This is a genomic window from Ruegeria arenilitoris, assembly GCF_013035315.1.
GTDB lineage: Bacteria > Pseudomonadota > Alphaproteobacteria > Rhodobacterales > Rhodobacteraceae > Ruegeria > Ruegeria arenilitoris_D.
The window spans coordinates 86,563-113,130 of sequence record NZ_WQHP01000011.1 but is presented as its reverse complement, the minus strand read 5'-3'; the positions used below and the strand labels follow the sequence as shown (position 1 = coordinate 113,130).

Sequence of the window (26,568 nt, the reverse complement as noted above, 5' to 3'; positions counted from 1 at the left end):
TTTCGGCGAAGCAGTTACTTACACCGCCAGGAGCGAATGACTGCATCAAGCCCAATGCGCGCTAACGAACCGTAGCGTCTGAAAGGCGTCTTCGCCGCAACCTGCGCAGCGTCATGTTACAAAAGATGGCGACTAGAAAAAAACGGCGTTAAGAAAGTGCATATAGTCATACAATAAAAGAGAATTGAGCATTTATCCTCGATTAAGCGGAGGAAAATAGTCGTGGTCGAAAAAGTCGATATTCTTGAGCAAGTTGAACGCATCACGACGTCAAAGGACTTTCAGTGCAGTGCGCGGACAAAGTCGCTCCTAAAGCATCTTGTCCGACTAGAGCTTGAGGGTCGAAGTGATGAGTTACACGGGACTGCATTGGCAATGGATGTGTTTGGAAGGGGCGCTGACTTTGATCCAAACAATGATCCGGTTGTCAGAACTGAAGCCGCCAAACTGCGAAAAGCACTACGTCACTATTATTTGGCTGAAGGGAATAGTGATCCGGTTGCGATATCTATCCCCAAAGGGCAGTACCGCCCGCTTTTTGAAGAAAACAGCAAAAATGATGAACCTAAGGACTCACCACTATCGCGGAGTAAAGATTGGCCTGTTCTTGGGATCGGAACTTTCACCGGTTCAGATACGATACGCGCGAAACGGTTCCGTGAGGGTTTTCCCGAAGAGTTGGCGCTGGAATTGGCGCGTTTCGCTCATATCCGCGTTTTGACCGGGTTCTTTGACCAGGGCACAAGTGGGTACAGTGAGAAGCCCATGGTTAGTTGCGACTATGTTCTTGACGGCTCAGTCCGGGACGATCAAACCAGCCTGCGCCTGATCGTTCAACTTAGAAGGATCGATGATGCTTCGGTACTGTGGGCCGATCGGCGCGATATCAATCCAGATGCGACCGATAGCTTCAAAGTCCAGGAAGAGATTGCAAAACAGTGTGCAACAAAGCTGGTCGATGCCTACGGGGTTGTCGCAACAGATACCGCAGGTCGCTTAGCAGGTCGGACGTCTGCTGAGAGTTGCGTCTATCAAGCCCTGCTAGCGTTTCATGCCCATCTTCGCACCTCGAGAACAGGCAGCTTGAAACAAATGATGGATCTAGCGCGTTCAGCAACTCAGAACGATCATTCCAGTGGACTTGCACATGCGCTGGTGGCGTTGGGTTATGTTGAGGAAGTGGCGCTGGGCAAAAAACGCCTGAGAGAAGTTTTAGAGCCGGGACAAACTCACGCTGAAAAGGCAGTGTCTTTGGAGCCTCAAAACCAGGAAGCTCTTTTTGCAGCGGCGATTTATGCGCAGCTGGCCGGGGACAACCAACGGTTTAATCGTTTAATAGACGCAGCAATTGAAGCCAATCCCAACAGTGCTCTATTGCTTGCATTGGCGGGTGGATGGTTTGCACTGGTGAGTGATGTCAAGCTGGGTGCGGAGATGGTGCGACGGGCCTTAGAAATCAACCCATTTTTGCCGATCTGGACAAACATCACACTATGTTTGGAAGACGTAGAGAACGGAGACTATTCAACGGCCTCAGAAAAGGTGCGACGGATTGATGCTCGTGAGTATGCAGCGGATTGGTTGTTGATTGCTGCCATTCATGATCTGGCTGGCGAGACGGAGCTTGCACGCGATGCGCTTTCGAACTTACCCACAAAACAGTTTTCGCTCGACGAGTATCTCGGCGATCTCCCCTATTCATCCAGCGTTGTGGATATGCTGCGGGAAAGTATTGGAAACTTGGGTTCCGTTGAGATGTAAAACCCAACCAGCAACTTCGAACCCTAAATTTTTGGCAAAGAATGCAACAGCCACGTTATTTTATGCCAAGATAGTCCGAAAATGAGCGGGAAAATCGATGGTTCCTATCCAACTGATGAGTGTTACGCGCACCTCTAGTCTAAATCGAGTTGCAACACTGTCCGCCTTGTATCTTTTCTCGCTGTTTTTTGGCATTGCCAATGCGCAGCAACCTGCTCAATCGGATCCATATCAAAACTCAATTTCTGTTGCGAGTGAGGCAAACGTGGACGAAGACGTCCTCTCTCGGCATGTCGTTGCGTTAGGCGCGGAAGATCTGACGAAAATAGCAGACGTCTGGCAGCAAAGAGTTCAGGCCAACCTTGCGAGAATTGCCGAAGGCGTAACCCAGTTGGAGATTGTGCCGGATAATCAAGTTCCTCAGATCGTTGATCAAATTAAAGCTGTAAACCGCCAAAACATCGCTGACTTTCAGAACTACTTAGTCGTAGTCAACGCTCTGGAGCGCAAAGGCGGTTCTGAAGAGGAATTGAAAAAGCACCAAGGGTTTATCAAAGGTTTCATAGCGGAGCTTTTGCTTTCATACCAATGGTCGGCGATTGTTCACCTTTCAAAGGACTGGGTTTTGTCAGGCAGGGGTGGGCTAAGAGCGCTAAACGGGGTTGTCCAAGCCTTAATAGTTATGGCCGCTGCTTTCCTTGTCGGAGGGTTTCTAAAAAGAGTGTCCGGCAGATGGTTGCGCGGCCGAAATGTTGAAAACGAAATCGCAGCTGTGGTTTTTCCGAACGTTCTGCACTGGAGCATTCTTGTATTAGGTTTGTTTGTCGCCTTGTTGGGGCTTGGGGTGAACCTTGGCGTCACAACAGCAATCATTGGTGGACTTGGGTTCCTATTGGCATTCATGCTGCAGAACTTGTTTCAAAGTGTGATTGGCGGACTTCTGCTACAAGCAACAAACCCTTACTCAAAAGGCGATATTGTATCTATCAATCAAATGATTGGTACCGTCGTCGACATAAACATGATTTCAACAAAGCTCAGAACTTTCGACAACCGTCTGGTGCAGATCCCTAACCAATCTATCTGGCAAGGGGCCATGGAGAACCTTTCTAAGTACCGAGTGAGGCGCGTCGATCTCGTTTTCGGAATCGGATATTCAGACGATATTGAGCGCGCCAAGGCGACGCTTGCCAAGATAGTTGAAGCTGACAAGCGTTGCCTGAAAAGCCCGGAAACGCGTATTTTTGTCGGCGAATTGGGCCCCTCATCTGTGAACGTTTGTTGCAGGCCGTGGGTACGTACGGATGATTACTGGGATGTGATGTGGGACTTGACGGAGATTGGAAAGACCCGTTTGCAGAATGAAGGCATCTCTATCGCGTTCCCGCAAATGGATGTGCATATACACGCCAATGATAAGGCTACTTCTGACAGTTAAAGTGCGATGCGATTAATTCTTGCTGAACGTCGGCGGAATAAGATCAGTCACTTCCTCAAGTTCGGAAGCCGCCAGTAAGTCGACGGTTTTTTGGCAGTTTATTGAACATGAGCAGTATCTATTGGATTGGCTCGAAATCGCCCGACGAAACAAGGCTTCACTTTGAGAGAGTTTCAGCCGGGCGATGAATTGACTGGAATTGTCTTTGTTTGGTTACCCAAGGTTTTTGGGATTAAGTCCCGAGTGTTTTTCCAGCGCTGGCCTGCCTAGGCCTCTGATTACTAATTGCTCGCCCTTAACCTGAGCAACAGCGTCAACTAGCAAGGACTTGTCTCGGCCGCCTGCATCGAACAAGTAGTCCGCAACTTCCGGCAATGCACTGCTCCACCTGGGGTTTGTACTGGCCCTGATCGTCTTTTTTGCGGTGTTCTACTACTATCCCAAATCCTACACCGGCCTTGTTCCGTTCCGGACTGTACCGGTCGTGGCAGAAAATGGTGGGACCGTCACGGACGTCTTCGTAAAGGGCGGGGACCATGTCGAGCCTGGTGATCCGCTGTTCGCTGTCGAGAACGCGTCTGAACAGGCCGCGGTTGATTTCGCGCAGCGCAAAGTCGAGGAAATCGAAAGCGCGAAACTGGCGGCCGAGTTGCAAGTCGAAACGGCACAGGCTGTTCTGGACGCGGCGCTCACCGCCAGAGAGCAGGCAAAACTTGTTCTGTTGGATCACCGCGCTTTGCAGGCCAAAAGATCTGCCGCGTTTCAGGTAAGCCAGTTGGAACGCGCCCAGGCGACTTTGGATACGCGTGAGGCAGAGGTTGAAGCCGCTGAGACACAACTGGGTGTCGCGCAAGTTCAGGCGAACGCCGTTTTGCCAGCCCAGCTTGCGTCGGCGCGTGCGTCGCTGAAACAGGCCCAGGTGGAACTGTCCAAGACATTGACGCTCAGCTCGGTAGACGGTGTGGTCGAGCAGGTCACACTCAACGTTGGATCCCGTGCCGCGCAGGCGGCCATGAGTCCAGCCATGCTGATCGTCCCTGACCGCAAAGAGGCCGAGCGTGGACGTATCGTGGCCGGGTTCTCGCAGGTGTCCCGTACTGAGTTGTACGAAGGCATGGCGGCGGAAGTGGCGTGTGAAAGCAACTTCAACATCTCGATGCGCAATACGGTTCTTCCAGCAAGGATCGTACGCATTCAAGAGTCGATCTCTTCCGGCCAGCTTGCGCCCAGCGGTCGACTGATCGAGCCCAGCGAAAAGGCAAAACGGGGCCAGATCGTTGTCCATCTTGATCTTGTACACCCCGAACACCGTGAGCTTTTGGTGCCTGGCAGCGGCTGCATCGTTCAGTCCTACACCACCAATTTCGAAGGAGACATGGAGGGCACAATTGTCGCGCACGGCATCCAGGCCATGGGTATTATCAAGGCGGTCGGTCTAAGGGTCAAAGCTTGGTTCGGCCTGACCTCGGGCATTGGCCTAATCGGCGGCGGACACGCCTAATTTTCTAGAGTACCACTATTGCAATACTGCGGCTCCCGGCAAAAGCTGGGAGCCTTGTCGACATGTTGTAATCAGAAAGACTGCCGAAAATTATTAGATTTATTCTGTGTTTGTCGGCTTCGTGGCTTCAGGCGGCTACGTCCGTTACGATGGTCGTTTGCGTTGGTCGAAAAAGCACCGTAGCTCGAATTATCAGTTTCATTTCAGGCACAGTTCGCAGTGCCTTACTGCCGTTGCGCCCACTCGAGTAGGTATCGTGTCGCTTTGTACACTTCGACGCTATGCTAGAGTAACAGTCGCCTTAGCCCATGTGGGACGCACGAATTGCCGACGAGTTCTTCGTCAAATCATTGATTGAATATGGAGATTTGGTGGAGCCTAGGGGAGTCGAACCCCTGACCTCTTGCATGCCATGCAAGCGCTCTCCCAACTGAGCTAAGGCCCCATCATGGTACCGCTGTTGCGGTGGACGGACGTTTATGAGACGGCGGCGTTGAGTGCAAGTCCAAAAATGGATTTTGCAGAAAAGTTTCTGCCGTGCATCCGAGGGTGGTTTGAGGCGGCGAAAGGGCCGCCCCGGACCGGTTTTAGTTCTCGTCTTCCGACGACATATCAGTGATATCGTCCAACGAAACGTCGTCGTTGCTGTCGTCGTCGTCATCCAGCAGATCATCGTCCAGTTCGACGTCGACATTATCGTCATCGTCCAGCACCAAATCCTCATCCGACGCGTTTTCGCGTGCCTTGGCCGATGCGGCGTCTTCCGCGTCTGCGGCGATCATCCGGCTTTTGCCGGTCTCAAGCTCCACGATCTCGCCGGTATAGGGGCTGATGATCGGGTCCTTGTTCAGGTCGTAGAACCGCTTACCGGTGGTCGGGCAAACGCGTTTTACGCCCCATTCTTCCTTGGGCATGTCAAATCCCCTTGATATCAGGTGAGTCGTAATAATGATTCAGGTCACGTGCCACATGCAGCGGGCACTGTCAAAGCCTTTGAGCAGGAGAAACAGGCATATGGGGGACCACGCATTGCCCGGAAAACCGCCGGTGCCGCTGACACTGCGCAAATCGGCGCGGGCGCGGCGTATCAGCCTGCGGATTTCTCAATTGGATGGGCGGGTTACGCTCACCTATCCAAAGGGCGTGGCCGAAGCCGAGGCGCTTGATTTCGCCAGACTTAAAGAGGACTGGATCCGTCAGCATCTTCAGGACCGGCCGGCTCCGGCGGCTGTTGCATTCGGCCACACGATCCCCGTTGAGGGCAATAACAGGCGAATCGTCGCCGCCGAGGGTCGGCGCGTTCTGCTGCGCGATACCGAGATTGCAGTGCCGCAAGGGGCCGAGGCTCGCCGGTTGGCCCGTTTCCTGAAGGAATTGGCGCGGGATCGACTGACCGAGGCCTGTGACGACTACGCGGCGATGTTGGGTCTGCCCTATTCCAGCCTGACCTTGCGCGATACGCGGTCTCGCTGGGGGTCCTGCAGTTCGACCGGCGGGTTGATGTTCTCTTGGCGCCTGATTTTGGCGCCCTCGGACATCCTGCACTATGTCGCGGCTCATGAAGTCGCACATCTTGCCGAGATGAACCATTCGCCCGCCTTCTGGGCGCAGGTCGAACGTTTGTTTGGCCCCTGTAAAGACCAAAGGCGGTGGTTGCGCGACAACGGGGCGCAGCTGCACCAGTACAGATTTGATGCGCCGGTGAGTTGACCCAACGGCGGTTTGTGATCACATGGGGGTATGTTAAGCGCCCGTCCATCTGACTCTCAGCCCGCAGCCCATGATCTTGTCTATCGGGCGCTCCGCTCTCGTATCATGCATGGCGAGATAGCGCCGGGGCAGGCCCTGACTCTGCGCGGGATTGGCAAAGAGTTCGATGTATCGATGACCCCCGCCCGCGAGGCGGTGCGGCGCTTGGTTGCCGAGGGTGCCCTGTTCCTGTCTTCGTCCGGCCGTGTGTCGACGCCCGAACTGACCAATGACCGGATCGAAGAGCTGGCGGCCCTGCGCGCGCTGCTTGAGGTCGAGCTGTCCAGCCGGGCATTGCCCCGTGCACATATGGCTCTGATCGACCGGCTGCAGAGCATCAATATGACCGTTGCGGAAATGGTCACCAAGCGGGACGCCGTCGGCTACATCCGCTCGAACCTTGAATTCCACCGCACACTTTACCTGCGTGCTCAGGCGCCAGCGATGTTGGCGATTGTTGAAACCGTGTGGCTACAGTTGGGGCCCACGATGCGCGCGCTGTATGGGCGGCTGCGGCGGACAGAACCGCCCCATTACCACAAGTTGATCATCGCCGCCCTGAAGGCCGGGGATGAGCCCGGTTTGCGGTTGGCGGTGCGCTCAGACGTGACCCAGGGGTTGCGGATGCTGGTCAGTTAAGCGGCTTGTTGCCGAGGCGGCCAGGTTGCCGGTAAGCAACATCACCATGCTGGCTTGAGCGCCCGCTCTGCGGTACTCTGAGGCAAATCACAACAAGAGCAGATTTCAGCCATGATCAATCGACGCCTTTTTTCTATTGGACTTGGGGCAACTATGCTGGCCGCCTGTTCCGGCGGTACGCCATCCAGCGCCCCGGCAACGCGAATGCGCGCGGTGCCCAACGCGGGCTGGGACGCCTGGGTTGCCGGTTTCAAGTCACGGGCCGCTGCGCAGGGTATTTCGCAGACCACTGTCAATCGCGCGTTTCAAGGGGCCGGGTATCTGCCCGACGTGATCGAGCGCGATCGCAATCAAGTCGAATTCAAACGCTCGCTCGAGGACTATCTGGCGATTGCCGCCTCGGACGAACGGATCGCGACGGGCAAGCAGATGCTGGTGCGCCATGCCGGAACGCTTTCCGCGATCGAGGCGCAGTATGGCGTCGACAAAGAGGTGATCGTGGCCGTCTGGGGCTTGGAAAGCCGCTACGGCGCGCGCCGGGGGGATGTGCCGGTTATCTCAGCGACCTCAACGCTGGCCTATGACGGACGGCGCGGGGCGTTTTTCGAGAAGCAATTGGTTGCCGCGCTGAAGATCATTCAGGAAGGTGACACAACACCCGCGAATATGACCGGCAGTTGGGCCGGGGCGATGGGGCATACTCAGTTCATCCCGACCTCTTACCTGGCCTACGCGGTAGATTTCACGGGCGATGGACGTCGGGACATCTGGTCCGAAGACCCCACAGACTCGCTGGCCTCGACCGCGGCCTATCTGGCGCGTGCCGGTTGGGTGCGTGGGCAGCCTTGGGGTGGTGAAGTCGGCACGGTTTCCGGAACGCCGGTCGCTGTACTGCAGCCGCAGACACCCGGGCCGCGCATCGCGGTGTTCCGCAATTTCCAAGTGATCAAGCGTTACAACAACTCGGACAGCTATGCGATCGGCGTCGGGCATTTGTCCGACCGGATTGCGGGCGGCGCGCCGTTCCAGGCCTCGTTCGGCCCGGATGCCACCGGTTTGACGCTGGAGGATCGTAAAGAACTGCAGCGCCGCCTGACCTCGGCAGGGTATGATACGCAAGGCGCGGACGGGGTGGTCGGAAACAACACCAAATCCGCCATCAGCGCCTATCAGCGCGCCAATGGCCTTACTGTGACCGGTGAGCCTTCGGCAGCGTTGTTGCGCCAGCTTGGGGGCTGACGGCTTAGGCCGCCAACCCTTTTGAGCCGATATCCAGGAATTTCTGACGGCGGTCTTTGATCAGGGCCGCCGCATCCTTGTCATCCAACTCTTTCAGCATGGCGGCAATGGCTGCACGCACCGACTCGACCGTAGCAGTACGGTCGCGATGGGCGCCGCCCTTGGGTTCGGTAATGATGCGGTCACAGACACCCAGCTTGTAGAGGTCTTGCGCGGTCAGGCGCAGGGCTTCGGCGGCCTCGCGCATCTTTTCTGAGTCTTTCCACAAGATCGACGCGCAGCCCTCGGGTGAGATCACCGAATAGACCGAATGTTCCAGCATCGCGACGCGGTTTGCCGTGGCAAAGGCCACAGCTCCGCCGGAACCGCCTTCGCCGATGATGACGGACACCAGCGGCACACCAATCTTCAGGCACATCTCGGTCGAGCGCGCGATCGCCTCCGATTGGCCGCGTTCTTCGGCCCCTTTGCCCGGATAAGCACCAGCCGTGTCGATCAGGGTGATCACCGGCAGGCCAAAGCGGCCCGCCATTTCCATCAGGCGCACGGCTTTGCGGTAACCTTCGGGGCGCGCCATGCCAAAATTCCGTTCGATCCGGGATTTGGTGTCCGAACCCTTTTCATGGCCAATCACCATGACTGGCTGGTCGTTGAACCGCGCCAGGCCGCCGATCACCGCCAGATCGTCGGCAAAGTTACGATCCCCGGCCAAAGGCGTGAATTCGGTGAACAACTCTTTGACATAGTCCTGGCAATGCGGCCGCTCGGGGTGGCGGGCCACCTGGCATTTCCGCCATGGGGTCAAATCACCGTATAGCTCGTCCAGCAGCTTGGCGGCCTTGGCGTCCAGCGCAGCGGCCTCTTCGGCCACATCCATCTCTTCGTTGGCGCGGGCCAGAGCGCGCAATTCCTCGGCCTTGCCTTCAATCTCGGCCAGGGGTTTTTCGAAATCCAGATACTGGGTCATGACGCCTCTCAACGCGGAAGTTCATTGCTATATGACCTGACGTCGCTTGGGATGCAACTCGGCAAGGCTTGCCAGAGCGGATTATGCGGCTGAGCAGGCGGTGCGGATGCGCTGCGGGGCGATCTCAGTTCGGCCAAAGAACCGGGTAGAGCGATGCGACAAGCAAAGTGGCCATCGTCCAGTTGAACACGACCAACCTGCGTGGGTTTGTCAAAAAGCGGGCCATCTGCTGGCCCAAAACGGTCCAGGTGCTGACCGAGGGCAGGTTGACCGCGCCGAACACCAAGGCCACGACCGCAATGGCCTGAAGGGTTTGGTCCGGCGTGTAGGCCGTGGTTGCGGTCAGGGCCATGGCCCATGCTTTGGGGTTAACCCACTGAAATGCCGCCGCCTGCAGAAATGTCATGGGCGTGCCTGTCTCACTGTGCTCTTTGGCCGGTGCGGCATTGGCGATCTTCCACGCCAAAAACAGCAGATATGCGACTGAGGCGATTTTCAGCACCGTATAGCTGACGGGGTAGGTGTCGAACAGCTGCACCAGCCCGGTACCAACCAGCAGCACCATGAAGGTGAAGCCCAGCCCAATACCAAGCATATGCGGAATGCTTCTGCGGAACCCGAAATTCGCACCAGACGCCATCAGCATCAGGTTGTTCGGTCCCGGCGTTATGGACGAGACAAAAGCAAAGGCGATCAGGGCCAGAAGGATATCATAGGTCATGTTGCGGATAATTGCTGCAAACTCGGCAAATGAAATTGCGTTTTAATGCGACACTGGTCTAGTGTCGCAATCAATGGCGAAAATTGATCACATTAACCAACAAATATTGCGAGAGCTGTCACAGGACGGCCGCATCAGCAATCTGGATCTGGCCGACCGGGTGGGCCTGTCACCTTCGGCTTGTCTGCGCCGTGTTCAGGAGTTGGAGCGGTCGGGCGTGATCTCGGGCTATCGGGCGGTTCTGAACCCGTCTGCGCTGGGCGTGGGGTTTGTGGCCTATATCGGTGTTGGGTTGGGTGAGCATACCAAAGCTGCACAAGAAGGATTCGAACGCGCCCTGCAACTCGCCCCGGAAGTGGTCGAGTGCCACAATATCACGGGCACCATCGAATACCTGTTGCGCGTCGAATGCGCAGACTTGCCGTCGTACAAGACATTCCACACCGAGGTACTTGGGACTTTGCCGCATGTCACCTCTATTACGTCTTATGTGGTGATGGATTCGCCCAAGGACATGCGCGCCTGACGCTGGAAATGTGATCTCTTACCGACTTGCAGGGTGAATTTTCACGGCCTACTGTCTTTTCAAAGGTCAAATTGGGGGAAACACCCAAGGGCCGCACACAGGGAGAAGACAATGAAACTCTTTCGGATCGGAGCGCTGGCCACTGCTGTGGCGTTGTTTGCTAGCGCGGCATTTTCTGCACCGCTCAAGCTGCAACCGGCCAATCCTCAACCCAGTCCGCAGGCGGGTTTAAATGTGAAATATGCGTGGGAGGGAAACCCACCGCGCAAAATTCAAAACTTGAACAAAGTGGGCTTTCTTCTGAAGAAAGCAAAGCCCGGTGCGCCGCTGCGGGGGTTGGACTATCGGGACACGAACGAAGGCGATCCTGTTCTGACCTTCAATCAAGCGTATAACGTTGCCGCCGAGGTCACGGGCTATATTCGGTTTGATTCACCGGGGGTTTATGAGCTTGAAACCTGGTCGAATGACGGCATCGACGCTTGGGTCGGGGGGCAGCAGATCGGCTATTTCAATGGCAGACAAGGCTGCGAAGCCAATCAACGCACCGCCGTAGAGGTGCCGCAAGCGGGGTGGTATCCGCTTAAGATCACCTATTTTCAGAAATACGGAACGTCATGCCTAATGATGAAATGGGGCAAGCAGGGTGAGCGGTTCACCTGGACACCAAACAACGTGTTCGGTCGTTAAAGCTAAGGCGCCCGGCGGGGCGCCTTTTTCGTTTGGATCAGTTGGCCGCGATCAGTTCCGCCTGAGCAACGATCACCTCGGCCTGTTTAATCGAGGCGATGTCGACCAAGCGGCCTTTGTAGACAGTGGCACCTTCGCCATTGGCTTTGGCCTGCTCCATCGCGGCAAGGATTTCACGGGCTTCGGAAACAGCTTCGTCCGACGGGGTAAATACTTGATTGGCCAGTGCGATCTGTTTCGGATGGATCGCCCATTTGCCGACCATACCCAGCGTGGCCGAACGTTTCGCCTGCGCGATATAGCCCTCGTCATCCGAGAAATCGCCAAACGGGCCGTCTACGGGCAGAACGCCATGCGTGCGGCAGGCGGCCACGATTGCGGCTTGTGCCCAGTGCCACGGATCGGACCAGTGCTTTTCGCCTTCGCGCAGCATGTAATAGTTTTCTTGCGTTCCGCCTATGCCGGTGGTCTGCATCCCCATCGAGGCCGCAAAATCCGCAGCACCCAGGCTCATCGCCTGCATGCGTGGGGAAGAGGCCGCGATCTCTTCGACATGGGCGATACCGGCGGCAGATTCGATGATAACCTCAAAGCTGACGGGTTTGGTACGTCCCTTGGCGCGCTCGATCGCGGTGACAAGTGCGTCGACAGCATAAACGTCCCCAGCACAGCCGACCTTTGGGATCATGATCTGATCCAGCCGATCACCTGCCTGTTCCAACAGATCAACGACATCGCGGTACCAGTAGGGTGTGTCCAGACCGTTGATGCGGACAGACATGTATTTGTTGCCCCAGTCGATGGTGTTTAGCGCTTCGATCACGTTCGCACGCGCAACGTCTTTGTCCGAAGGCGCAACCGAGTCTTCAAGGTCCAGGTTGATCACGTCCGCCGCCGATGCAGCCATTTTGGGGAAGAGTTTGGTGTTTGAGCCCGGCCCGAACAATTGGCAACGGTTGGGGCGCGCAGGGGCGGCGGGTTGAATGCGAAAGCTCATCTGGACCTCGTTCGAGAAAGGAAATTACGATTTTCTTGCTTCATGGGGTATTAAATTGCGCAAGCCATAGCAAGCGTCTTTGTGCAGATGCGGCAATGCAATCGCAGCAATTGCCGGTTTTCGGTGACTGGACAGTGATTAAAGTTTAGTCGCTTTAAAAACTTGGAAGAATAGTGCGCCAATAGAATTAAATGCGCAAAAATTTCCCGCGCGACGGGGCGTTGCCAGACGAAAACGCGAAACACTCGTTGAAATCGTCCCCTAGGCTGCGTCGGAATCAAAGGAGTGAACCGCAATGATCGAGACACCGTACCTGCTGTTTTTGGGCGATGCGCCCGACCAATTGGCGGCCAAAGTTGCAATCGGCATCAGAGATTGGCGCCCCGAAAACGCCGTAGGCCAGTACCGTATGGATGGCTGCAAGGCTGATCTGGGACTGACCGATATGACACTGGCCGAGGCCAAAGAGGCCGGCGCAAAGACGCTGGTAATCGGCGTGGCCAATCGCGGCGGTGTTATCAGTGAAGCCTGGAAAGAGGTACTGATTGCGGCTCTGGATATGGGATATGATCTGGCCTCGGGCCTGCACAACCTGCTGCGCGACGAAGGTGATCTGGTGGCTGCGGCGCAGACACATGGTGGCACTCTGCATGACGTGCGCGTGCCTACAGTTGGCTATCCAATTGCCAATGGCAAAAAGCGCAGCGGTAAGCGCTGTCTCGCGGTTGGTACAGATTGCTCGGCTGGCAAGATGTACACGGCCATGTCCATGGATGCCGAGATGCGCAAGCGTGGTATGAAATCGACGTTCCGCGCCACTGGTCAAACCGGCATCCTGATAACTGGTCAGGGTGTGCCTCTTGATGCGGTGGTTGCGGATTTCATGGCAGGCTCGGTGGAGTACCTGACGCCGGAAAACGATGCGGATCACTGGGATCACATCGAAGGACAGGGCTCGTTGTTCCACGTCTCGTATTCCGGCGTTACCATGGCCTTGATCCACGGCGGTCAACCCGACGCGCTGATCCTGTGTCACGAACCGACCCGCACTCACATGCGCGGTTTGCCCGAATACTCGCTGCCGACGCTGGCGCAACTGCGCGACACGGCATTGCCACTTGCGCGTGTTGCCAATCCCGATTGTCAGGTCGCGGGTGTATCAATCAACACCCAGCATCTGAGCGAAGACGACGCGCGGGCCTATATCGAGCAGGTCGAGGCCGAGATGGGCTTGCCCGCAACCGACCCTTATCGCTTTGGGGCCGGTAAACTGGTCGACGCGCTGGACGCGATGTGATCAAGAGAATCCGCCGGGGGCACCTCCGGCGGATGTATTTTGAGTAAGATAAAGGAGCTGGCGCGTGCAGGTAGAAGTTTCTCGTGATGTGTTTCGACTGGCGCAGGTTTTTACAATCTCGCGCGGGTCCCGGACCGAAGCAAAAGTGCTAACGGTTCGAATTTCGGACGGAACGCATCAAGGCTGGGGCGAATGTGTGCCCTATGCCCGTTATGACGAAACGCTGGAATCAGTCGAGGCCGAGATTGCAGCACTGCCTGCCGAGTTCACCCGCGACAGCCTGATGGACCTGCTGCCTGCAGGCGCCGCGCGGAATGCGGTGGACTGTGCCCTTTGGGATATTGAGGCTAAGCGCGCCGGGAAACGGGCTTGGGACCTGGCGGGGCTGCCGGTGCCTGGACCCGAGATTACCGCATATACGCTGTCGCTGGACACGCCCGAGAAAATGCAAGCGCAGGCGGCCGCGAATGCGCATCGCCCTCTGTTGAAGATCAAGCTGGGCACACCGGACGACATGCCCCGGCTTGAGGCGGTTCGCGCGGGCGCGCCGGATGCCAAGATCATCGTGGATGCCAACGAAGGCTGGTCCGCCGCTGTGTACGCAGACCTGGCACCGCATCTGGTCCGTCTGGGCGTGGCGCTGGTCGAGCAGCCCCTGCCTGCCGGTGAGGATGATGCCCTGATTGGAATGGACCGCCCTGTACCGGTGTGCGCCGATGAATCCTGCCACGACCGCAGCAGTCTGCCAAAGCTGAAAGGCAAGTATGATGTGGTCAACATCAAGCTGGACAAAACAGGTGGCCTGACCGAGGCGCTGGCCCTGCGCGAAGCGGCGCTGGCCGAGGGCTATAAGATCATGGTTGGATGCATGGTTGGCAGCTCGCTTGCCATGGCACCTGCGACACTTGTGGCACAGGGTGCGGTGATAACAGACCTTGACGGTCCGCTGCTGCTGGCCGAAGACCGTGACAACCCGCTGATTTTTGATAACGCCGGAGTGCACCCGCCCGTGGCTGCGCTTTGGGGTTGAGGAGACAAGACATGACCCGCACCGTTTACGTAAATGGCGAATACCTGCCCGAGACCGAGGCAAAGGTGTCCATCTTTGACCGTGGTTTTCTGTTTGCAGACGCGGTTTACGAGGTCACCAGTGTCTTGGACGGCAAGCTGATCGATTTCGAAGGTCACGCCGTGCGCCTCAAGCGATCGCTGGACGAGCTGGAGATGGCCGAGCCCTGCACCAAGGATGAGCTGCTGGAAATTCACCGCAAGCTGGTTGAGCTAAACGGCATCGAAGAGGGGCTAGTTTATCTTCAGGTGAGCCGCGGATCAGATGGCGACCGGGATTTCGTATTCCCGCCCGCAGACACCAAGCCCAGCCTCGTTCTTTTCACGCAGAACAAACCCGGTCTGGCGAACAGCCCGGCTGCTCAGAAGGGCGCGAAGATCATCTCGATCGAGGACATCCGCTGGGGCCGCCGCGACATCAAGACCGTTCAGTTGCTCTACCCCTCGATGGGTAAGATGATGGCCAAGAAAGCGGGCTGCGATGACGCGTGGATGATCGAAGACGGTTACGTGACCGAAGGCACCAGCAACAACGCCTACTTCGTCAAAGACGGTAAGATCGTTACGCGCCCGCTGTCGAACGACATTCTTCACGGTATCACCCGTAAGGCCGTGCTGCGGATGGCGGCGGAAGCTCAGATGGAAGTCGTAGAGCGCCTGTTCACAATTGATGAGGCGAAAGCTGCAGACGAGGCGTTTACCACCTCGGCCAGTGCTTTTGTCATGCCTGTGGTTGAAATCGACGGCGTCGCGCTGGGCGACGGTACACCGGGGCCAATCGCCAAACGCCTGCGCGAAATATACTTGGACGAAAGCCGTAAGGCAGCAATCTAAAGAAAAGGCCCGCCGATCTGGCGGGCCTTCTACGTTTCGGGGCTAGCCCTTTTTTGTGACGTTTTCTTCGAACGCGACCTTGAAGGCGGCCTGCTTTTCCGGGCTCGCGTCGGTCTGATAGTTGGCTTTCCACTCATCCATGGTCATGCCATAGAACACCTCGCGGGCTTCGTCCTTGCCCATTTCGATGCCCTTTTCATTGGCGGCTTCCTGATACCAGCGCGACAGGCAGTTGCGGCAGAACCCGGCCAGATTCATCATGTCGATGTTTTGAACATCAGTGCGATCTTCCATCAGGTGCTTTTGCAGCCGACGGAAGGCGGCGGCCTGAAGTTCGATTTCGGTTTGCTTGTCCATGGTCTGGCTCCGAGTGACTGTATTGCGTGCTAAACCTGACCTAGCGGCCCGGGGGCGATGTTTCAATAAACACCGCGTCAGGCCAGTTTCAAAGCCAGCCAAGGGGTAATGCAAAAGATCAGAGTCAGTATCTTGTAGTTGGCCAGATACCGGAAATACGCCCGTTTTACTGCAGGGCGCTCCATCTGGAACATTTTGCCGTGGATGCCAGCGATCCAGTCCTGCAGCAGCAAGATCATCAGCGTTGTGAACAAGAGTACCGCGATGTTCAATACGGCCATCCAACCAAAGACGGCCGTCAGGAGTTCCTGGGTCATGGTCGCCTCCTTTCCCCTATAATATGGGGATTTAGGCAAGCTCTCACAATGCCATGAGGGGTTTTGTCACAAGCCGCTTTCGGCCAGCGCATCCTGCAGGATCGGGGCGAGGCGCTCGGCCCAGGCCCGCTGTCCGACGTGATCGGCGATCAGGTCATTGCGCAGTTCGATCAGGACGTTTGGGCGGCTAAAGCTGGTGCAGTGCTTGTCGATCGCGTCCCCGGGTAAAACACCTGTGTAAGGCTCGTTGACCCCAATGCACAGATCCTCTTCGGCCTCCAGCCGGTCGATCAATGGGCGCGAGAACCGATCGTCCGGGGTGTGCAGAACGCCAACATGCCACGGGCGCGGGTCACGACCTCGCAGTTGCCGGGTAAACGAGTGCATGGAGACGATAACGGCATGGGGCAGGGCAACCATTTGTGCCAGAGCATCATGATACGGGCGATAACACATGTTCAGGCGGCGCTCGCGCTCGGCCGCGTCGGCGTGGCGGTTGCCGGGAATGATGGACCCGTCATAAAGCTTCATCAACAAGGTCGGATCATCCTCGCCCCGGTTCGGGTCAATCACCAGGCGTGAGAAATTGGCTGCAATGACTGGTGCATTCAGCAGTTCGCCCAGATGCTTGGACACCTCATACGCGCCGACGTCATAGGCGATGTGGCGTTCCATATCTTCGCGCGGCAGACCCAGATCGCCCCCATTAATGTCCGGGGGCACCATGTTGGTCGCGTGGTCACATGTGATCAGCCATCGCGAAGGGCGATCGGCACCGTGGATAAAAAACGGGGAATACGTCATAAGCCTGTCATCTAGTTTGTCGCAGGTGTACGGGAGTTGCTTTGAAAAGGGAATTGCGCAATAAGCAGCCTGAGCAATGTTTGCGGTAACATTTTCGCGGAAACAAGAGAAGACGTTAAGGGGGCAAGACCAATGCGACGCCTGAGAAATGTGAAAATCGTGGCGACGCTGGGACCGGCGTCGAATGACTATGACACCATCCGTGCCCTGCACGAAGCAGGCGCGGATGTCTTTCGCCTGAACATGAGCCACGGTAGCCACGATGAAATCCGCGAACGTCACCGGATCATCCGGCAGGTGGAGAAGGATCTGGACAGCCCCATTGCCATTCTGGCCGACCTGCAGGGCCCCAAACTGCGGGTGGGCGTCTTTGCCAATGATGCTGAAGAACTAGAAGAAGGTGCTGCGTTCCGTCTGGACCTTGATCCAGAACCCGGCGACGTCAATCGCGTTTGCCTGCCGCATCCCGAGATTTTTGCCGCGCTGGAACCAGGCGCGCGTCTGTTGGTCAACGACGGGAAAATCCGTCTGATCGTGAAAGACTGCGGCCAGGACTTCGCCAATTGCACGGTCGAGGTCGGCGGTGCGATTTCCAACCGCAAAGGCGTGAACGTTCCTGACGTGGTGCTGCCTCTGGCCGCCCTGTCCGCCAAGGACCGCGATGATCTGGAGTTCGTCTGCCAGTTGGGCGTCGACTGGCTGGCGCTGAGCTTTGTGCAGCGCGCCAAGGACGTGTTTGAGGCACGTTCGCTGGCCGATGGTCGCGCCTCGATCTTGTCCAAAATCGAAAAGCCTGCAGCGGTTGAGGCGTTTGACGACATTCTGGATGCCTCGGACGGGATCATGGTCGCACGCGGCGATCTGGGGGTCGAGCTGCCTGTCTCGGCAGTTCCACCGATTCAGAAACGACTGGTGCGCAAATGCCGGGGCGCGGCAAAGCCGGTGATCGTGGCGACGCAGATGCTGGAAAGCATGATTGAAAGCCCAATGCCGACAAGGGCCGAGGTCTCGGACGTGGCGACGGCAATTTATGAAGGCACCGATGCCATCATGCTCAGCGCTGAATCGGCCGCCGGTTCCTATCCGATCGAAGCCGTTCAAACCATGAACAAGGTCGCCATCGAAGTCGAAGCTGATCCGACCTATACGCAGATCATCGCGGCCTCCCGCACCGCCAAGGGAACGTCCGTTGCTGACGGCATCGTAGCCGCCGCGCGCGAGATCGCAGAAAAGACTGACATCAAAGCGATTTGCTGCTTCACCCAGAGCGGAACGACAGCGCTGCTAACCGCGCGCGAACGTCCCGGTGTTCCGATTATTGCGATGACCCCTGCCACCGGGACCGCGCGGCGTTTGTGCCTGAGCTGGGGATGTCATTGCGTGATGACGCCCGAGCTTGAGCGGTTCAAGGGCGCGGTCGTAAACGCCGCCCGCGCGGCCCGTGCCGGAGGGTTCGCCTCGGAGAAGGATCAGATCGTCGTGACCGCCGGCGTGCCCTTTAACGTGCCGGGAACAACCAATATTCTGCGCATCGCACCCTGTGACGAACGTCTGATTTATAACACCGACCCGGGTTGATCCGGGTCGCGCCGGGTGCCCGAAAGTCATGGATTTTCGGGATTCTGCCTATTTTTTAGACGAAAAATATACAGTCTTTTCAATGCTTAATCGCGTAATTGGTTGAGTGGAAAAGATATCCCTCTCTTTTTGGGGGATTTTCCGGGATACTGACCCCTAAGGGCAGTCTACTCAGAAAGTTCCAGGTTCCGGCTGCCCTGCCGGGGGCACGGGCCCGGCATAACCAAAAATATTGGAGGAACATCATGACAACGAAAATTGTCATTGGGCTGGACGGGACAGAAACCGGAGAACGGGCCATCGCCTTTGCCAAAGATCTGGCCAAGCTGATCGGCGCGTGTGAATTGCTGGTGGTTTATGTCATCGAATGGTCCCCATTCACTTTTCAAACCCCCGAGGAAAATGCGTTGCGGCACAAACGTCGCGAGGAAGAGGTCACTTTGGCGACCAACCGCATTGTCACTCCTGCCGTTGATGCACTGACGGCCGAAGGCTTCACGGCGCAGGGTATCGTGCGCCACGGAGATGTGGCCGAAACGCTGAACGCAATCACGGTTGAAAACGGCGGAACGCAGATCATTGTCGGGCGCGCCTCGGCCGATGGGTTCAAGAAACGCCTGTTCGGCAGCTCGACCCAGAATCTGGTCATGCACGCCGACGTGCCGGTCACCGTCGTGAACTGAGGGGAGCAAGAGGAATGAACACGCTGAAACGTTTTGCTTTGGCCGCATTGGCCACCTTGTTCACCGGCCCGGCTTTTGCGCAAGACGCACCGGGTCTGGACGATCGGATCAACCAGGCCTTTGCCGACTTTACGGGGCCTTTCGTCAGTTTCATCTTTGCGCCGTTTCCCGGCACCGGGTTTCCATGGATCGTCGGTTGGCTCGTGATCGCGGCGACTGTTTTCACGCTTTATTTTGCTTTCGTGCAGCTAAGGTTCTTTGGCCACGCGATCAGTCTTGTAAAGGGTGACTATTCCGATCCCAACGATGCGGGTGAGGTCAGCCACTTTCAGGCCTTGGCTACGGCGCTTTCGGGTACGGTCGGCCTGGGCAACATCGCTGGTGTAGCTGTGGCCGTGGGCATCGGTGGGCCCGGCGCGACCTTCTGGATGATCGTCGCGGGCCTGCTGGGTATGGCGTCGAAATTCACCGAATGTACGCTGGGTGTGAAATACCGGAATGAGTACGAAGACGGCACCGTTTCGGGCGGTCCGATGTACTATATGTCCAAGGGCTTTGATGAGCTTGGCCTGCCGGGTGGTAAAATTCTGGCCGTTCTGTTCTCGATCTTCTGTATCCTCGGTGCGCTGGGCGGGGGCAATATGTTCCAGGCCAATCAGGCGCACCAACAGATCGCGGGCATCACGGGTGACTATCCGGGCTGGATCACTGGTCTGGTCTTTGCGGGTATCGTATTTGCAGTGATCGTAGGTGGCCTGAAATCCATCGCGCGCGTAACCGAGAAGGTCGTGCCGTTCATGGGTGTCATGTATGTTCTGGCCGCATTGGTCATCATCATCATGCATGCCGATCAAATCGGCTGGGCTTTTGGTCAAATCTTTGCGGGTGCCTTCACGGGGCTGGGTGTCGCTGGCGGCATGGTCGGTGCGCTGATCCAGGGCTTCCGCCGTGCGGCATTCTCCAACGAAGCGGGCGTGGGTTCTGCGGCGATTGCACACTCGGCGGTGCGGACCAAGGAACCGATCACCGAGGGCTTTGTGTCCCTGCTTGAGCCGTTCATCGATACGGTCGTGATCTGTACCATGACCGCGCTGGTGATCATCATCACCCAGCAGCTGATCGTTGATCCGGCAACCGGCAACTACATGCTGAACGAAGCGGGCAATGCGATTGCCACGGTTGATGGCAACACCGGTGTCAGCCTGACCTCGGCGGCCTTTGCAAGCGCCTTTGGCTGGTTCCCCTATGTGCTGGCCATCGCGGTGGTTCTGTTCGCTTTCTCGACCATGATCAGCTGGTCGTACTATGGCCTCAAGGCCTGGACCTACCTGTTCGGTGAAGGCCAAACCAAAGAACTGGTGTTCAAGGTCATCTTCTGCATCTTCGTCGTTATCGGCGCTGCGGCCAACCTTGGCCCGGTCATCGATTTCTCGGATGCGGCGATCTTTGCGATGGCGGTGGTCAATGTCTTTGCGCTCTACTTCCTGATGAAGGTCGTGCGCCAGGAACTGGCCAGCTATGCCGAGCGGCTGAGAACTGGCGAAATCCGCAAGTTCGAACACTAAGACCTTTCACCGGGGCGGCTCAGGTTGCCCCGGTGCCTGACCACCCTGCGAAAAGCGCAGATTCTGGTCGAAACCCCCTTGCCACTATGACGGAACTTGCGTAAACGGCGCTTCTGATCGCGTGACCGGCCGAGATGGCATGCCGAGTCGCGTTTAGTACCGAACCCTGAAAGGAGACGGAAATGCCTAAGATGAAGACCAAGTCGAGCGCCAAGAAGCGCTTTAAGGTGACTGCGACCGGTAAGGTCCTTGCTGGCCAGGCCGGCAAACGGCACGGCATGATCAAGCGGACCAAAAAGTTCATCCGCGACGCCCGTGGCAACACCACCCTGTCCGCCCCCGACGCCAAGATCGTCAAGGGCTACATGCCCTACGACCGCTAAGAGGAGATTAAGAGATGTCCCGCGTTAAAGGTGGAACCGTAACTCACGCCCGTCACAAGAAGGTCATCAAGGCCGCCAAAGGTTACTATGGCCGCCGCAAGAGCACCTTCAAGGTTGCCCGTCAGGCCGTCGACAAGGCCAACCAGTACGCAACCCGCGACCGTAAGAACCGCAAGCGCAATTTCCGCGCGCTGTGGATCCAGCGCATCAACGCTGCTGTCCGTTCGCATGACGAAGCACTGACATATTCCCGCTTCATCAACGGCCTGAACCTGGCCGGTATTGAAGTGGACCGCAAAGTTCTGGCCGACCTGGCCGTGCACGAACCGGAAGCGTTCGGCGCGATCGTCGCCAAAGCTCAGGCTGCTCTGGCTGCCTGATCCTCTTTCGAGAGACAGTGAATGAAAGGCCGTCCCAATCGGGGCGGCCTTTTTTTCTGAGTGGCTGGCTTAGGCGGCGGGGGTAAGAGCCGTCTGCGCGGTTGCAGCCACCGCGTTTGAGAACTGCTTTTCTACCTCGGGCGACATACGCAGATGCACATCGCCGCCACCAACGCAGTATTCGGGTTTCGACAATCCCGGTTTGTCGCCCCGTCCGGTCGTATCACGCAGATCGAAATAGGCCAGCCCCTGCGCCATTGTTTTTTGCTGCAATCCCGAAGAAAGCGCGGCGTTGATTTGCCAATGGCGGTCGACTGAGATGCTCAGCTCTTCCATCCTTTGCGAAAACTGCCCGCGCGGTATGTCCAGACGCGGGCGAATCCGGCGGTGCAGCAGTTTCCGCAGGGCTTTCGGTTCATCAATCGTTGCGGTGTTCAGGCCCTTGATTGCGACCCCCCGGCTGCCCGCGAGGCCGCGGCAGGCCTCAAGATACCGATCTTGCAGATGCAGCCGGGTGTCGATGGCCTCTTCGAGGCTGATATTGTCCCGGAAGGCAACGTAATAGCAGCTCAGCTCGGCATCGACCTGGCCAAACCCGAAACAGATGACATCCGGGTCAAGGCGGCGGATCGCCCGGGACGCGCGAAAGAAGGATGAGCCTTTGTCATCTTTTGGATAAAACCCCGCCGCCGTCGCGCCCTTGATGCTGACGACATGGGCAGCGTCAAAGCCGTCGATTGTCGTGGCACTGATCCGCCCATACCGAAAGCCAGACCCGTCCGGTTTTGTGCCAATCAGTCGGGAATGCGAATCCCCGATACACAGAAGTGTTTTCATTTGCTGTCCCGTTGCGTTTGTGGTGCCAAGCTCGACCTTCCTCGCTGCGGCGTCAAGACGGCTCGTGCCGGCCTTTGTTTGAAAGCAACAGCGGCTGGACCAGTTCACCAACAGGGCTGGAATGCCGGGGGTTTCTTGCTAATAGTCGCCCCGTAACGGATGTAGCTGGCACGCGCGTCTGATCAATTGGATGCTCTGGTCAATCAGGCTGATACAAGACATCCGGAACAGTTTGAGCAGGTGAGACCATGGTTGCCATCAGCAACAAGTACAAGTTCATTTTCCTGAAGTCTCGCAAGACGGCCGGAACCAGTATCGAGCGGGCCTTGTTCCCGTTTTGCACCACGCTTGAAGACGATTTGCCGCTGGAGTTGTCGGATGCCCGGTATGCCGAGGGCGTCGCGCGTGGCCCCGCGCCCGAAGGATGGCGGCCGCATATCCCGGCGGCGCGCGTGCGTCGGCGTTTGGGGCGCGAAAAATGGGACGCGTATTTCCGCTTTACCGCGGTGCGCAACCCTTTTGATCGGGTTGTGTCCCACTTCTTCTGGCTGCGCCGCGAGGACGCAATCATACAATCCGACAATTTTGACGAGGTGCGCGCCGCATTCCGTCAGTTCTGTGTCCGCCCTCGGTATGCCACGGACCGCGACATTGTCACTATTGACGATAAGTTTGTTGCTCAGGACGCGATCCGTTTTGAATGTCTGGGTGATGACCTGTCGCGCATGGCCAAGAAACTGGGTTTTGAAAAGCCGTTGGATCCGCTGCCTGAATTCAACAAGGGTATTCGCAAATGGGGCGATGTGCCGGTTGCTGATTTCTATGACGCGGCCTCGACCGACGCGGTCAAGCGCACGATGGGCTGGGTCTTTGACAATTTCGACTATTCCGAAGACCCGCGCGATGCGCGCATTCCTGAAATCGCGTCCTAAGCCATAACAAAAAAACCGGCGCGTTTGGCGCCGGTTTTCTGTTTCGATAGAACGCGTCTTAGCCGAATACACGCCCCAGCGCGCCGTCGACCGCATCCGTGATCTGGTCGATATCGTCGGCTGTCGCGATCAAGGCCGGTGAGAAGCACAACGTGTTGTTGCGGCTGGGGATCGAACGGTTGGTCGCCCCGATGATCACGCCCTGCGCCATACAGTCCGCGACAACGGCCTGAACCTTTTTCTCGTCCATCGGTTCTTTGGTCGCGCGGTCTGCAACCAGTTCGGCACCAAGGAAAAGACCCTTGCCGCGGACGTCGCCGATCACCTTGTGCTTTTCCATCAGCGCCTGCAGGTTATCCTTCATGCGGAAGCCCATGTCGGTACAGTTCTGCAGCAGGTTCTCGTCCTCGATGATGCGCATGTTTTCGATCGCGGCCGCCGGGCCAGCGGTACAGCCGCCAAAGGTCGAGATGTCACGGAAGTAGTTCAGCGGATCCGAGGCATCGTCCTTAAACATGTCAAAGACTTCTTCGGTGGTAACCATTACGGCAATTGCCGCGTAACCCGAGGCAACACCTTTGGCCATGGTCACGAAGTCCGGCTTGATGCCGTATTGCTGATAGCCGAACCAAGTGCCCGTACGGCCCACGCCGCAGACAACCTCGTCGATGTGCAGCAGAATGTCGTACTTTTTGCAGATTTCCTGCACACGTTCCCAATAACCCTCGGGGGCTTCGATCACGCCGCCACCTGCGGTCACAGGCTCGAGGCACAGCGCGCCAACGGTTTCAGGACCTTCGCGCAGGATAACCTCTTCGATGGCATCAGCTGAGGCTTTGCCGAAGGCTTCGCCAGACAGGTTTTCCATGTCCAGCTCGTGCTTGCGGTATTCCATGCAGTGCGGAACGCGGATGAAGTCAGGGGCGAACGGGCCGTACTGGGCCGTACGCTCGTCTTGACCGCCTGCCGACATGGTTGCCAGGGTCGAGCCGTGGTAGTCGCGGTCGCGATACAGGATCTTGGTCTTCTTGCCGCCATAACGCTTGTGCGCAATCTGACGAACCATTTTGAACACCTTCTCGTTCGCTTCCGAACCAGAGTTGGTGTAATAAACACGGCTCATGCCAGGCATTTTGTCGATCAGCTTTTCAGCAAATATCGAACCGGGGATCGAGCCAGCAGTGTTCGCGAAGTAGCATAGCTTCATCAGCTGGTCATACACGGCCTTGCAGATCGATTCGCGGCCATAGCCTACGTTGACGGTCCATACGCCGCCGGACACAGCGTCCAGATGCTCTTTGCCATTCTGGTCCCAGACACGCATGCCTTTGCCTTCGACAATGATACGCGGATCATTGGTTTCAAAGGGTTTATGCTGCAGCAGGTGGTGCCAGATATGGGCGCGGTCGGCTTCGACCACGTGGGAAAGATCGTTTTCGTTGAACGTGCCGTCCATGACATGTCCTTTCAGAATGGCTGGTGCGCGGGTTGCCTAAATTGGACTATCCCGGCCTTGTGTTTTCGATGGCTCAGATCACCGCGAAAGCTGTTTCGGAGATAGGGCCAGATTGCATCATCCCGTAATTCCAGTCCATGGCCGCGCCGTATTTTTACGGATTTGTCAGATGAACAAGTTTGTGCTCAATTCGCCCGAAGTGAAGAGGGAGGATCAGCAAATGACAAATGCCAATATCTATGAGCGTCATTTGGACAAAAGCCGCGCGAATTATACGCCGCTGTCACCGCTGAGTTTTATCGAGCGGACAGCGCTGATTTACCCAGATTATCCGTCGGTGGTCTACGGCGCGCGCCGCTATACTTGGGCCGAAACCTATTCAAGCTGTCGGCAATTGGCCGGAGCTTTGTCCGCGCGCGGCCTTGGGGTAGGGGATACGGTATCAATCATCGCCGCCAATATCCCCGAGATGTACGAGGCACATTTCGGCGTTCCAATGGCGGGTGCTGTGCTGAACGCCATCAACACCCGGCTGGATGCTCCGATCATTGCCTTCATCCTGAACCATGCTGAGTCAAAGGCTCTGCTGGTCGATCCTGAATTCTCGGGCGTCGTGAAAGAGGCGCTAAAACAGGTCGATCACGACATTCTGGTCATTGATATCGAAGATCCCAGCTTTGAGGGTGGCGAAAAGCTGGGCAGCCTGACCTATGACGCCCTGCTGGCCGAAGGTGACCCTGAATATGACTGGTCCTTGCCCAATGATGAGTGGGACGCGATTACGCTGAACTATACTTCTGGGACGACCGGTAACCCGAAAGGGGTTGTGTATCATCACAGAGGCGCCGCGTTGAACGCGCAGTCGGACCTGCTGGATTGGAACATGCCCAAGCACTCGGTCTATCTGTGGACCCTGCCGATGTTCCATTGCAACGGGTGGTGCTTTCCGTGGGCGATGGCGGCGAATGCCGGAGTGTCGGTCTGTTTGCGCGCCGTGCGGGACGAGCCGATCTATGCAGCATTCCGGGATGAGAAGGTCACCCATTTCTGTGGCGCGCCGATCGTCCTGAACATGCTGGCCAACGCCCCCGATCACCTCAAGGATTTTGACCATGAGATTAAGGTGATGACTGCAGGAGCCCCGCCGCCTGCCGCTGTGATTGAGAGCATGGAGAACATGGGCATAGAGGTGACTCATGTTTATGGCCTGACCGAGACCTACGGTCCCTCTGTCGTGTGCGCATGGAAAGACGAGTGGAACGACAAGCCAGCCGAAGAGCGCGCGGCGCTCAAGGTGCGTCAGGGCGTGCGATATACGGCATTGTCGGGCTTGATGGTGGCCGACCCGGATACACTGGAACCAGTGCCCGCCGATGGCGAGACGATGGGTGAGATTTTTATGCAGGGCAATGTCGTCATGAAAGGCTACCTGAAGAATGCCGAGGCTACGGACAATGCGTTTCGAGGCGGCTGGTTTGCCTCGGGTGACCTCGGCGTAATGCACCCGGACGGTTATATTGCGCTTAAAGACCGGTCCAAGGACATCATCATTTCGGGTGGCGAGAATATCTCGTCGGTTGAGGTCGAGGATATCCTCTATAAACATCCTGCCGTGATGGAGGCTGCTGTGGTGGCGCGCCCCGATGACAAATGGGGCGAAACACCCTGTGCCTTCATCGAGCTGAAGCCGGATGCGCAAGCGACCGAAGCCGAGGTCATCGGGTTCTGCCGCGATAATATGGCCCATTTCAAGGCACCGAAGACAGTGGTGTTCGGGCCTTTGCCCAAGACTTCGACCGGTAAGATCCAGAAGTTCAAGCTGCGGGATCAGGCGCGGGCGTTGGATTAA

Annotated in this window: 27 protein-coding genes and 1 tRNA gene; 18 read left to right on the top strand and 10 right to left on the bottom strand. The window is 57.1% G+C overall.

Going from position 1 to position 26,568, the window contains the following annotated elements; translation table 11 throughout:
• The first annotated feature begins 222 nt into the window (after positions 1-222).
• The 3 genes from GOV53_RS19440 to GOV53_RS19430 all read left to right on the top strand — a co-directional run bounded on the left by GOV53_RS19440 (position 223) and on the right by GOV53_RS19430 (position 4,700).
• Positions 223-1,761 (top strand): hypothetical protein, encoded by a 1,539-nt coding sequence (locus tag GOV53_RS19440; protein ID WP_170469628.1) that lies wholly within the window; start codon positions 223-225, stop codon positions 1,759-1,761.
• A gap of 97 nt (positions 1,762-1,858) precedes the next feature.
• A complete protein-coding gene (locus GOV53_RS19435; protein ID WP_170469625.1) occupies positions 1,859-3,199 on the top strand; it encodes a mechanosensitive ion channel family protein in 1,341 nt (446 codons plus the stop codon).
• A gap of 484 nt (positions 3,200-3,683) precedes the next feature.
• Positions 3,684-4,700 carry an HlyD family secretion protein gene (locus tag GOV53_RS19430; protein ID WP_217361264.1) on the top strand — a complete coding sequence of 339 codons (1,017 nt, stop codon included), beginning with the start codon at positions 3,684-3,686 and terminating at the stop codon, positions 4,698-4,700.
• A gap of 369 nt (positions 4,701-5,069) precedes the next feature.
• Here GOV53_RS19430 and GOV53_RS19425 read toward each other — a convergent pair.
• Positions 5,070-5,145, bottom strand: a tRNA-Ala gene (locus tag GOV53_RS19425).
• 142 nt (positions 5,146-5,287) lie between these two features.
• Positions 5,288-5,614: a TIGR02300 family protein gene (locus GOV53_RS19420; protein ID WP_170429064.1), complete on the bottom strand. Its 327-nt coding sequence runs from the start codon at positions 5,612-5,614 to the stop codon at positions 5,288-5,290.
• Positions 5,615-5,714: 100 nt separating this feature from the next.
• Here GOV53_RS19420 and GOV53_RS19415 point away from each other — a divergent pair, with 100 nt between their 5' ends.
• The 3 genes from GOV53_RS19415 to GOV53_RS19405 all read left to right on the top strand — a co-directional run bounded on the left by GOV53_RS19415 (position 5,715) and on the right by GOV53_RS19405 (position 8,327).
• On the top strand, positions 5,715-6,410 hold the full coding sequence (locus GOV53_RS19415) for a M48 family metallopeptidase (protein ID WP_170469622.1): 696 nt from the start codon (positions 5,715-5,717) through the stop codon (positions 6,408-6,410).
• 30 nt (positions 6,411-6,440) lie between these two features.
• A complete protein-coding gene (locus GOV53_RS19410) occupies positions 6,441-7,088 on the top strand; it encodes a GntR family transcriptional regulator (protein WP_170429057.1) in 648 nt (215 codons plus the stop codon).
• 111 nt (positions 7,089-7,199) lie between these two features.
• Positions 7,200-8,327, top strand: a complete 1,128-nt coding sequence (locus GOV53_RS19405) for a lytic murein transglycosylase (protein ID WP_170469619.1) — start codon at positions 7,200-7,202, stop codon at positions 8,325-8,327.
• A gap of 4 nt (positions 8,328-8,331) precedes the next feature.
• On the opposite strand, the gene GOV53_RS19400 is transcribed toward GOV53_RS19405, so the two are convergent.
• A complete protein-coding gene (locus GOV53_RS19400; protein ID WP_170469616.1) occupies positions 8,332-9,294 on the bottom strand; it encodes an acetyl-CoA carboxylase carboxyltransferase subunit alpha in 963 nt (320 codons plus the stop codon).
• Positions 9,295-9,418: 124 nt separating this feature from the next.
• Positions 9,419-10,015, bottom strand: a complete 597-nt coding sequence (locus GOV53_RS19395) for a LysE family translocator (RefSeq protein WP_170469613.1) — start codon at positions 10,013-10,015, stop codon at positions 9,419-9,421.
• A gap of 73 nt (positions 10,016-10,088) precedes the next feature.
• Between GOV53_RS19395 and GOV53_RS19390 the strand changes: the two genes are divergently transcribed.
• Positions 10,089-10,541 carry an Lrp/AsnC family transcriptional regulator gene (locus tag GOV53_RS19390; RefSeq protein WP_170469611.1) on the top strand — a complete coding sequence of 151 codons (453 nt, stop codon included), beginning with the start codon at positions 10,089-10,091 and terminating at the stop codon, positions 10,539-10,541.
• Between the two features lie 111 nt (positions 10,542-10,652).
• The gene (locus tag GOV53_RS19385) at positions 10,653-11,231 is read left to right on the top strand and encodes a PA14 domain-containing protein (protein ID WP_170469609.1); all 579 of its coding nucleotides are present in this window, start codon (positions 10,653-10,655) and stop codon (positions 11,229-11,231) included.
• A 37-nt stretch (positions 11,232-11,268) separates the two neighbouring features.
• On the opposite strand, the gene GOV53_RS19380 is transcribed toward GOV53_RS19385, so the two are convergent.
• A complete protein-coding gene (locus tag GOV53_RS19380; RefSeq protein ID WP_170469606.1) occupies positions 11,269-12,228 on the bottom strand; it encodes an L-malyl-CoA/beta-methylmalyl-CoA lyase in 960 nt (319 codons plus the stop codon).
• Between the two features lie 295 nt (positions 12,229-12,523).
• On the opposite strand from GOV53_RS19380, the gene dgcN reads away from it, so the two are divergent.
• The 3 genes from dgcN (at position 12,524) to GOV53_RS19365 (ending at position 15,427) form a co-directional block, all read left to right on the top strand.
• Positions 12,524-13,525 carry an N-acetyltransferase DgcN gene (gene dgcN / locus GOV53_RS19375; protein ID WP_170469603.1) on the top strand — a complete coding sequence of 334 codons (1,002 nt, stop codon included), beginning with the start codon at positions 12,524-12,526 and terminating at the stop codon, positions 13,523-13,525.
• Between the two features lie 64 nt (positions 13,526-13,589).
• On the top strand, positions 13,590-14,555 hold the full coding sequence (gene dgcA / locus GOV53_RS19370; protein WP_170469601.1) for an N-acetyl-D-Glu racemase DgcA: 966 nt from the start codon (positions 13,590-13,592) through the stop codon (positions 14,553-14,555).
• Between the two features lie 11 nt (positions 14,556-14,566).
• Positions 14,567-15,427, top strand: a complete 861-nt coding sequence (locus tag GOV53_RS19365) for a D-amino-acid transaminase (RefSeq protein ID WP_170469598.1) — start codon at positions 14,567-14,569, stop codon at positions 15,425-15,427.
• Positions 15,428-15,469: 42 nt separating this feature from the next.
• Here the strand turns inward: GOV53_RS19365 and GOV53_RS19360 are convergent, their stop codons facing one another.
• The 3 genes from GOV53_RS19360 to GOV53_RS19350 all read right to left on the bottom strand — a co-directional run bounded on the left by GOV53_RS19360 (position 15,470) and on the right by GOV53_RS19350 (position 16,905).
• The gene (locus tag GOV53_RS19360) at positions 15,470-15,784 is read right to left on the bottom strand and encodes a DUF1244 domain-containing protein (RefSeq protein ID WP_170469595.1); all 315 of its coding nucleotides are present in this window, start codon (positions 15,782-15,784) and stop codon (positions 15,470-15,472) included.
• A 77-nt stretch (positions 15,785-15,861) separates the two neighbouring features.
• On the bottom strand, positions 15,862-16,101 hold the full coding sequence (locus GOV53_RS19355) for a DUF6868 family protein (protein ID WP_170469592.1): 240 nt from the start codon (positions 16,099-16,101) through the stop codon (positions 15,862-15,864).
• A gap of 66 nt (positions 16,102-16,167) precedes the next feature.
• Positions 16,168-16,905, bottom strand: coding sequence for an N-formylglutamate amidohydrolase (locus GOV53_RS19350; protein WP_170469589.1), 738 nt, complete (start codon positions 16,903-16,905; stop codon positions 16,168-16,170).
• 132 nt (positions 16,906-17,037) lie between these two features.
• Here GOV53_RS19350 and pyk point away from each other — a divergent pair, with 132 nt between their 5' ends.
• The 5 genes from pyk to rplT all read left to right on the top strand — a co-directional run bounded on the left by pyk (position 17,038) and on the right by rplT (position 21,494).
• Positions 17,038-18,483: a pyruvate kinase gene (gene pyk / locus GOV53_RS19345; protein WP_170469587.1), complete on the top strand. Its 1,446-nt coding sequence runs from the start codon at positions 17,038-17,040 to the stop codon at positions 18,481-18,483.
• A gap of 245 nt (positions 18,484-18,728) precedes the next feature.
• On the top strand, positions 18,729-19,166 hold the full coding sequence (locus GOV53_RS19340) for a universal stress protein (RefSeq protein ID WP_170469584.1): 438 nt from the start codon (positions 18,729-18,731) through the stop codon (positions 19,164-19,166).
• Between the two features lie 14 nt (positions 19,167-19,180).
• Entirely contained in the window at positions 19,181-20,731 is a 1,551-nt protein-coding gene (locus GOV53_RS19335) for an alanine/glycine:cation symporter family protein (RefSeq protein ID WP_170429014.1), read from the top strand.
• 182 nt (positions 20,732-20,913) lie between these two features.
• The gene (gene rpmI, locus GOV53_RS19330; protein WP_010443552.1) at positions 20,914-21,114 is read left to right on the top strand and encodes a 50S ribosomal protein L35; all 201 of its coding nucleotides are present in this window, start codon (positions 20,914-20,916) and stop codon (positions 21,112-21,114) included.
• Positions 21,115-21,128: 14 nt separating this feature from the next.
• On the top strand, positions 21,129-21,494 hold the full coding sequence (gene rplT / locus GOV53_RS19325; protein ID WP_008756009.1) for a 50S ribosomal protein L20: 366 nt from the start codon (positions 21,129-21,131) through the stop codon (positions 21,492-21,494).
• A 69-nt stretch (positions 21,495-21,563) separates the two neighbouring features.
• Here rplT and GOV53_RS19320 read toward each other — a convergent pair whose 3' ends face one another.
• Complete coding sequence (locus GOV53_RS19320; RefSeq protein WP_170469581.1) at positions 21,564-22,331, bottom strand: hypothetical protein; 768 nt, start codon at positions 22,329-22,331, stop codon at positions 21,564-21,566.
• Positions 22,332-22,579: 248 nt separating this feature from the next.
• Here GOV53_RS19320 and GOV53_RS19315 point away from each other — a divergent pair, with 248 nt between their 5' ends.
• Complete coding sequence (locus GOV53_RS19315) at positions 22,580-23,263, top strand: sulfotransferase family 2 domain-containing protein (RefSeq protein ID WP_170469578.1); 684 nt, start codon at positions 22,580-22,582, stop codon at positions 23,261-23,263.
• Positions 23,264-23,321: 58 nt separating this feature from the next.
• Here the strand turns inward: GOV53_RS19315 and GOV53_RS19310 are convergent, their stop codons facing one another.
• Positions 23,322-24,719 (bottom strand): aminotransferase family protein, encoded by a 1,398-nt coding sequence (locus GOV53_RS19310; RefSeq protein WP_170469575.1) that lies wholly within the window; start codon positions 24,717-24,719, stop codon positions 23,322-23,324.
• A gap of 220 nt (positions 24,720-24,939) precedes the next feature.
• Between GOV53_RS19310 and GOV53_RS19305 the strand changes: the two genes are divergently transcribed.
• Positions 24,940-26,568 carry an acyl-CoA synthetase gene (locus GOV53_RS19305; protein ID WP_170469571.1) on the top strand — a complete coding sequence of 543 codons (1,629 nt, stop codon included), beginning with the start codon at positions 24,940-24,942 and terminating at the stop codon, positions 26,566-26,568.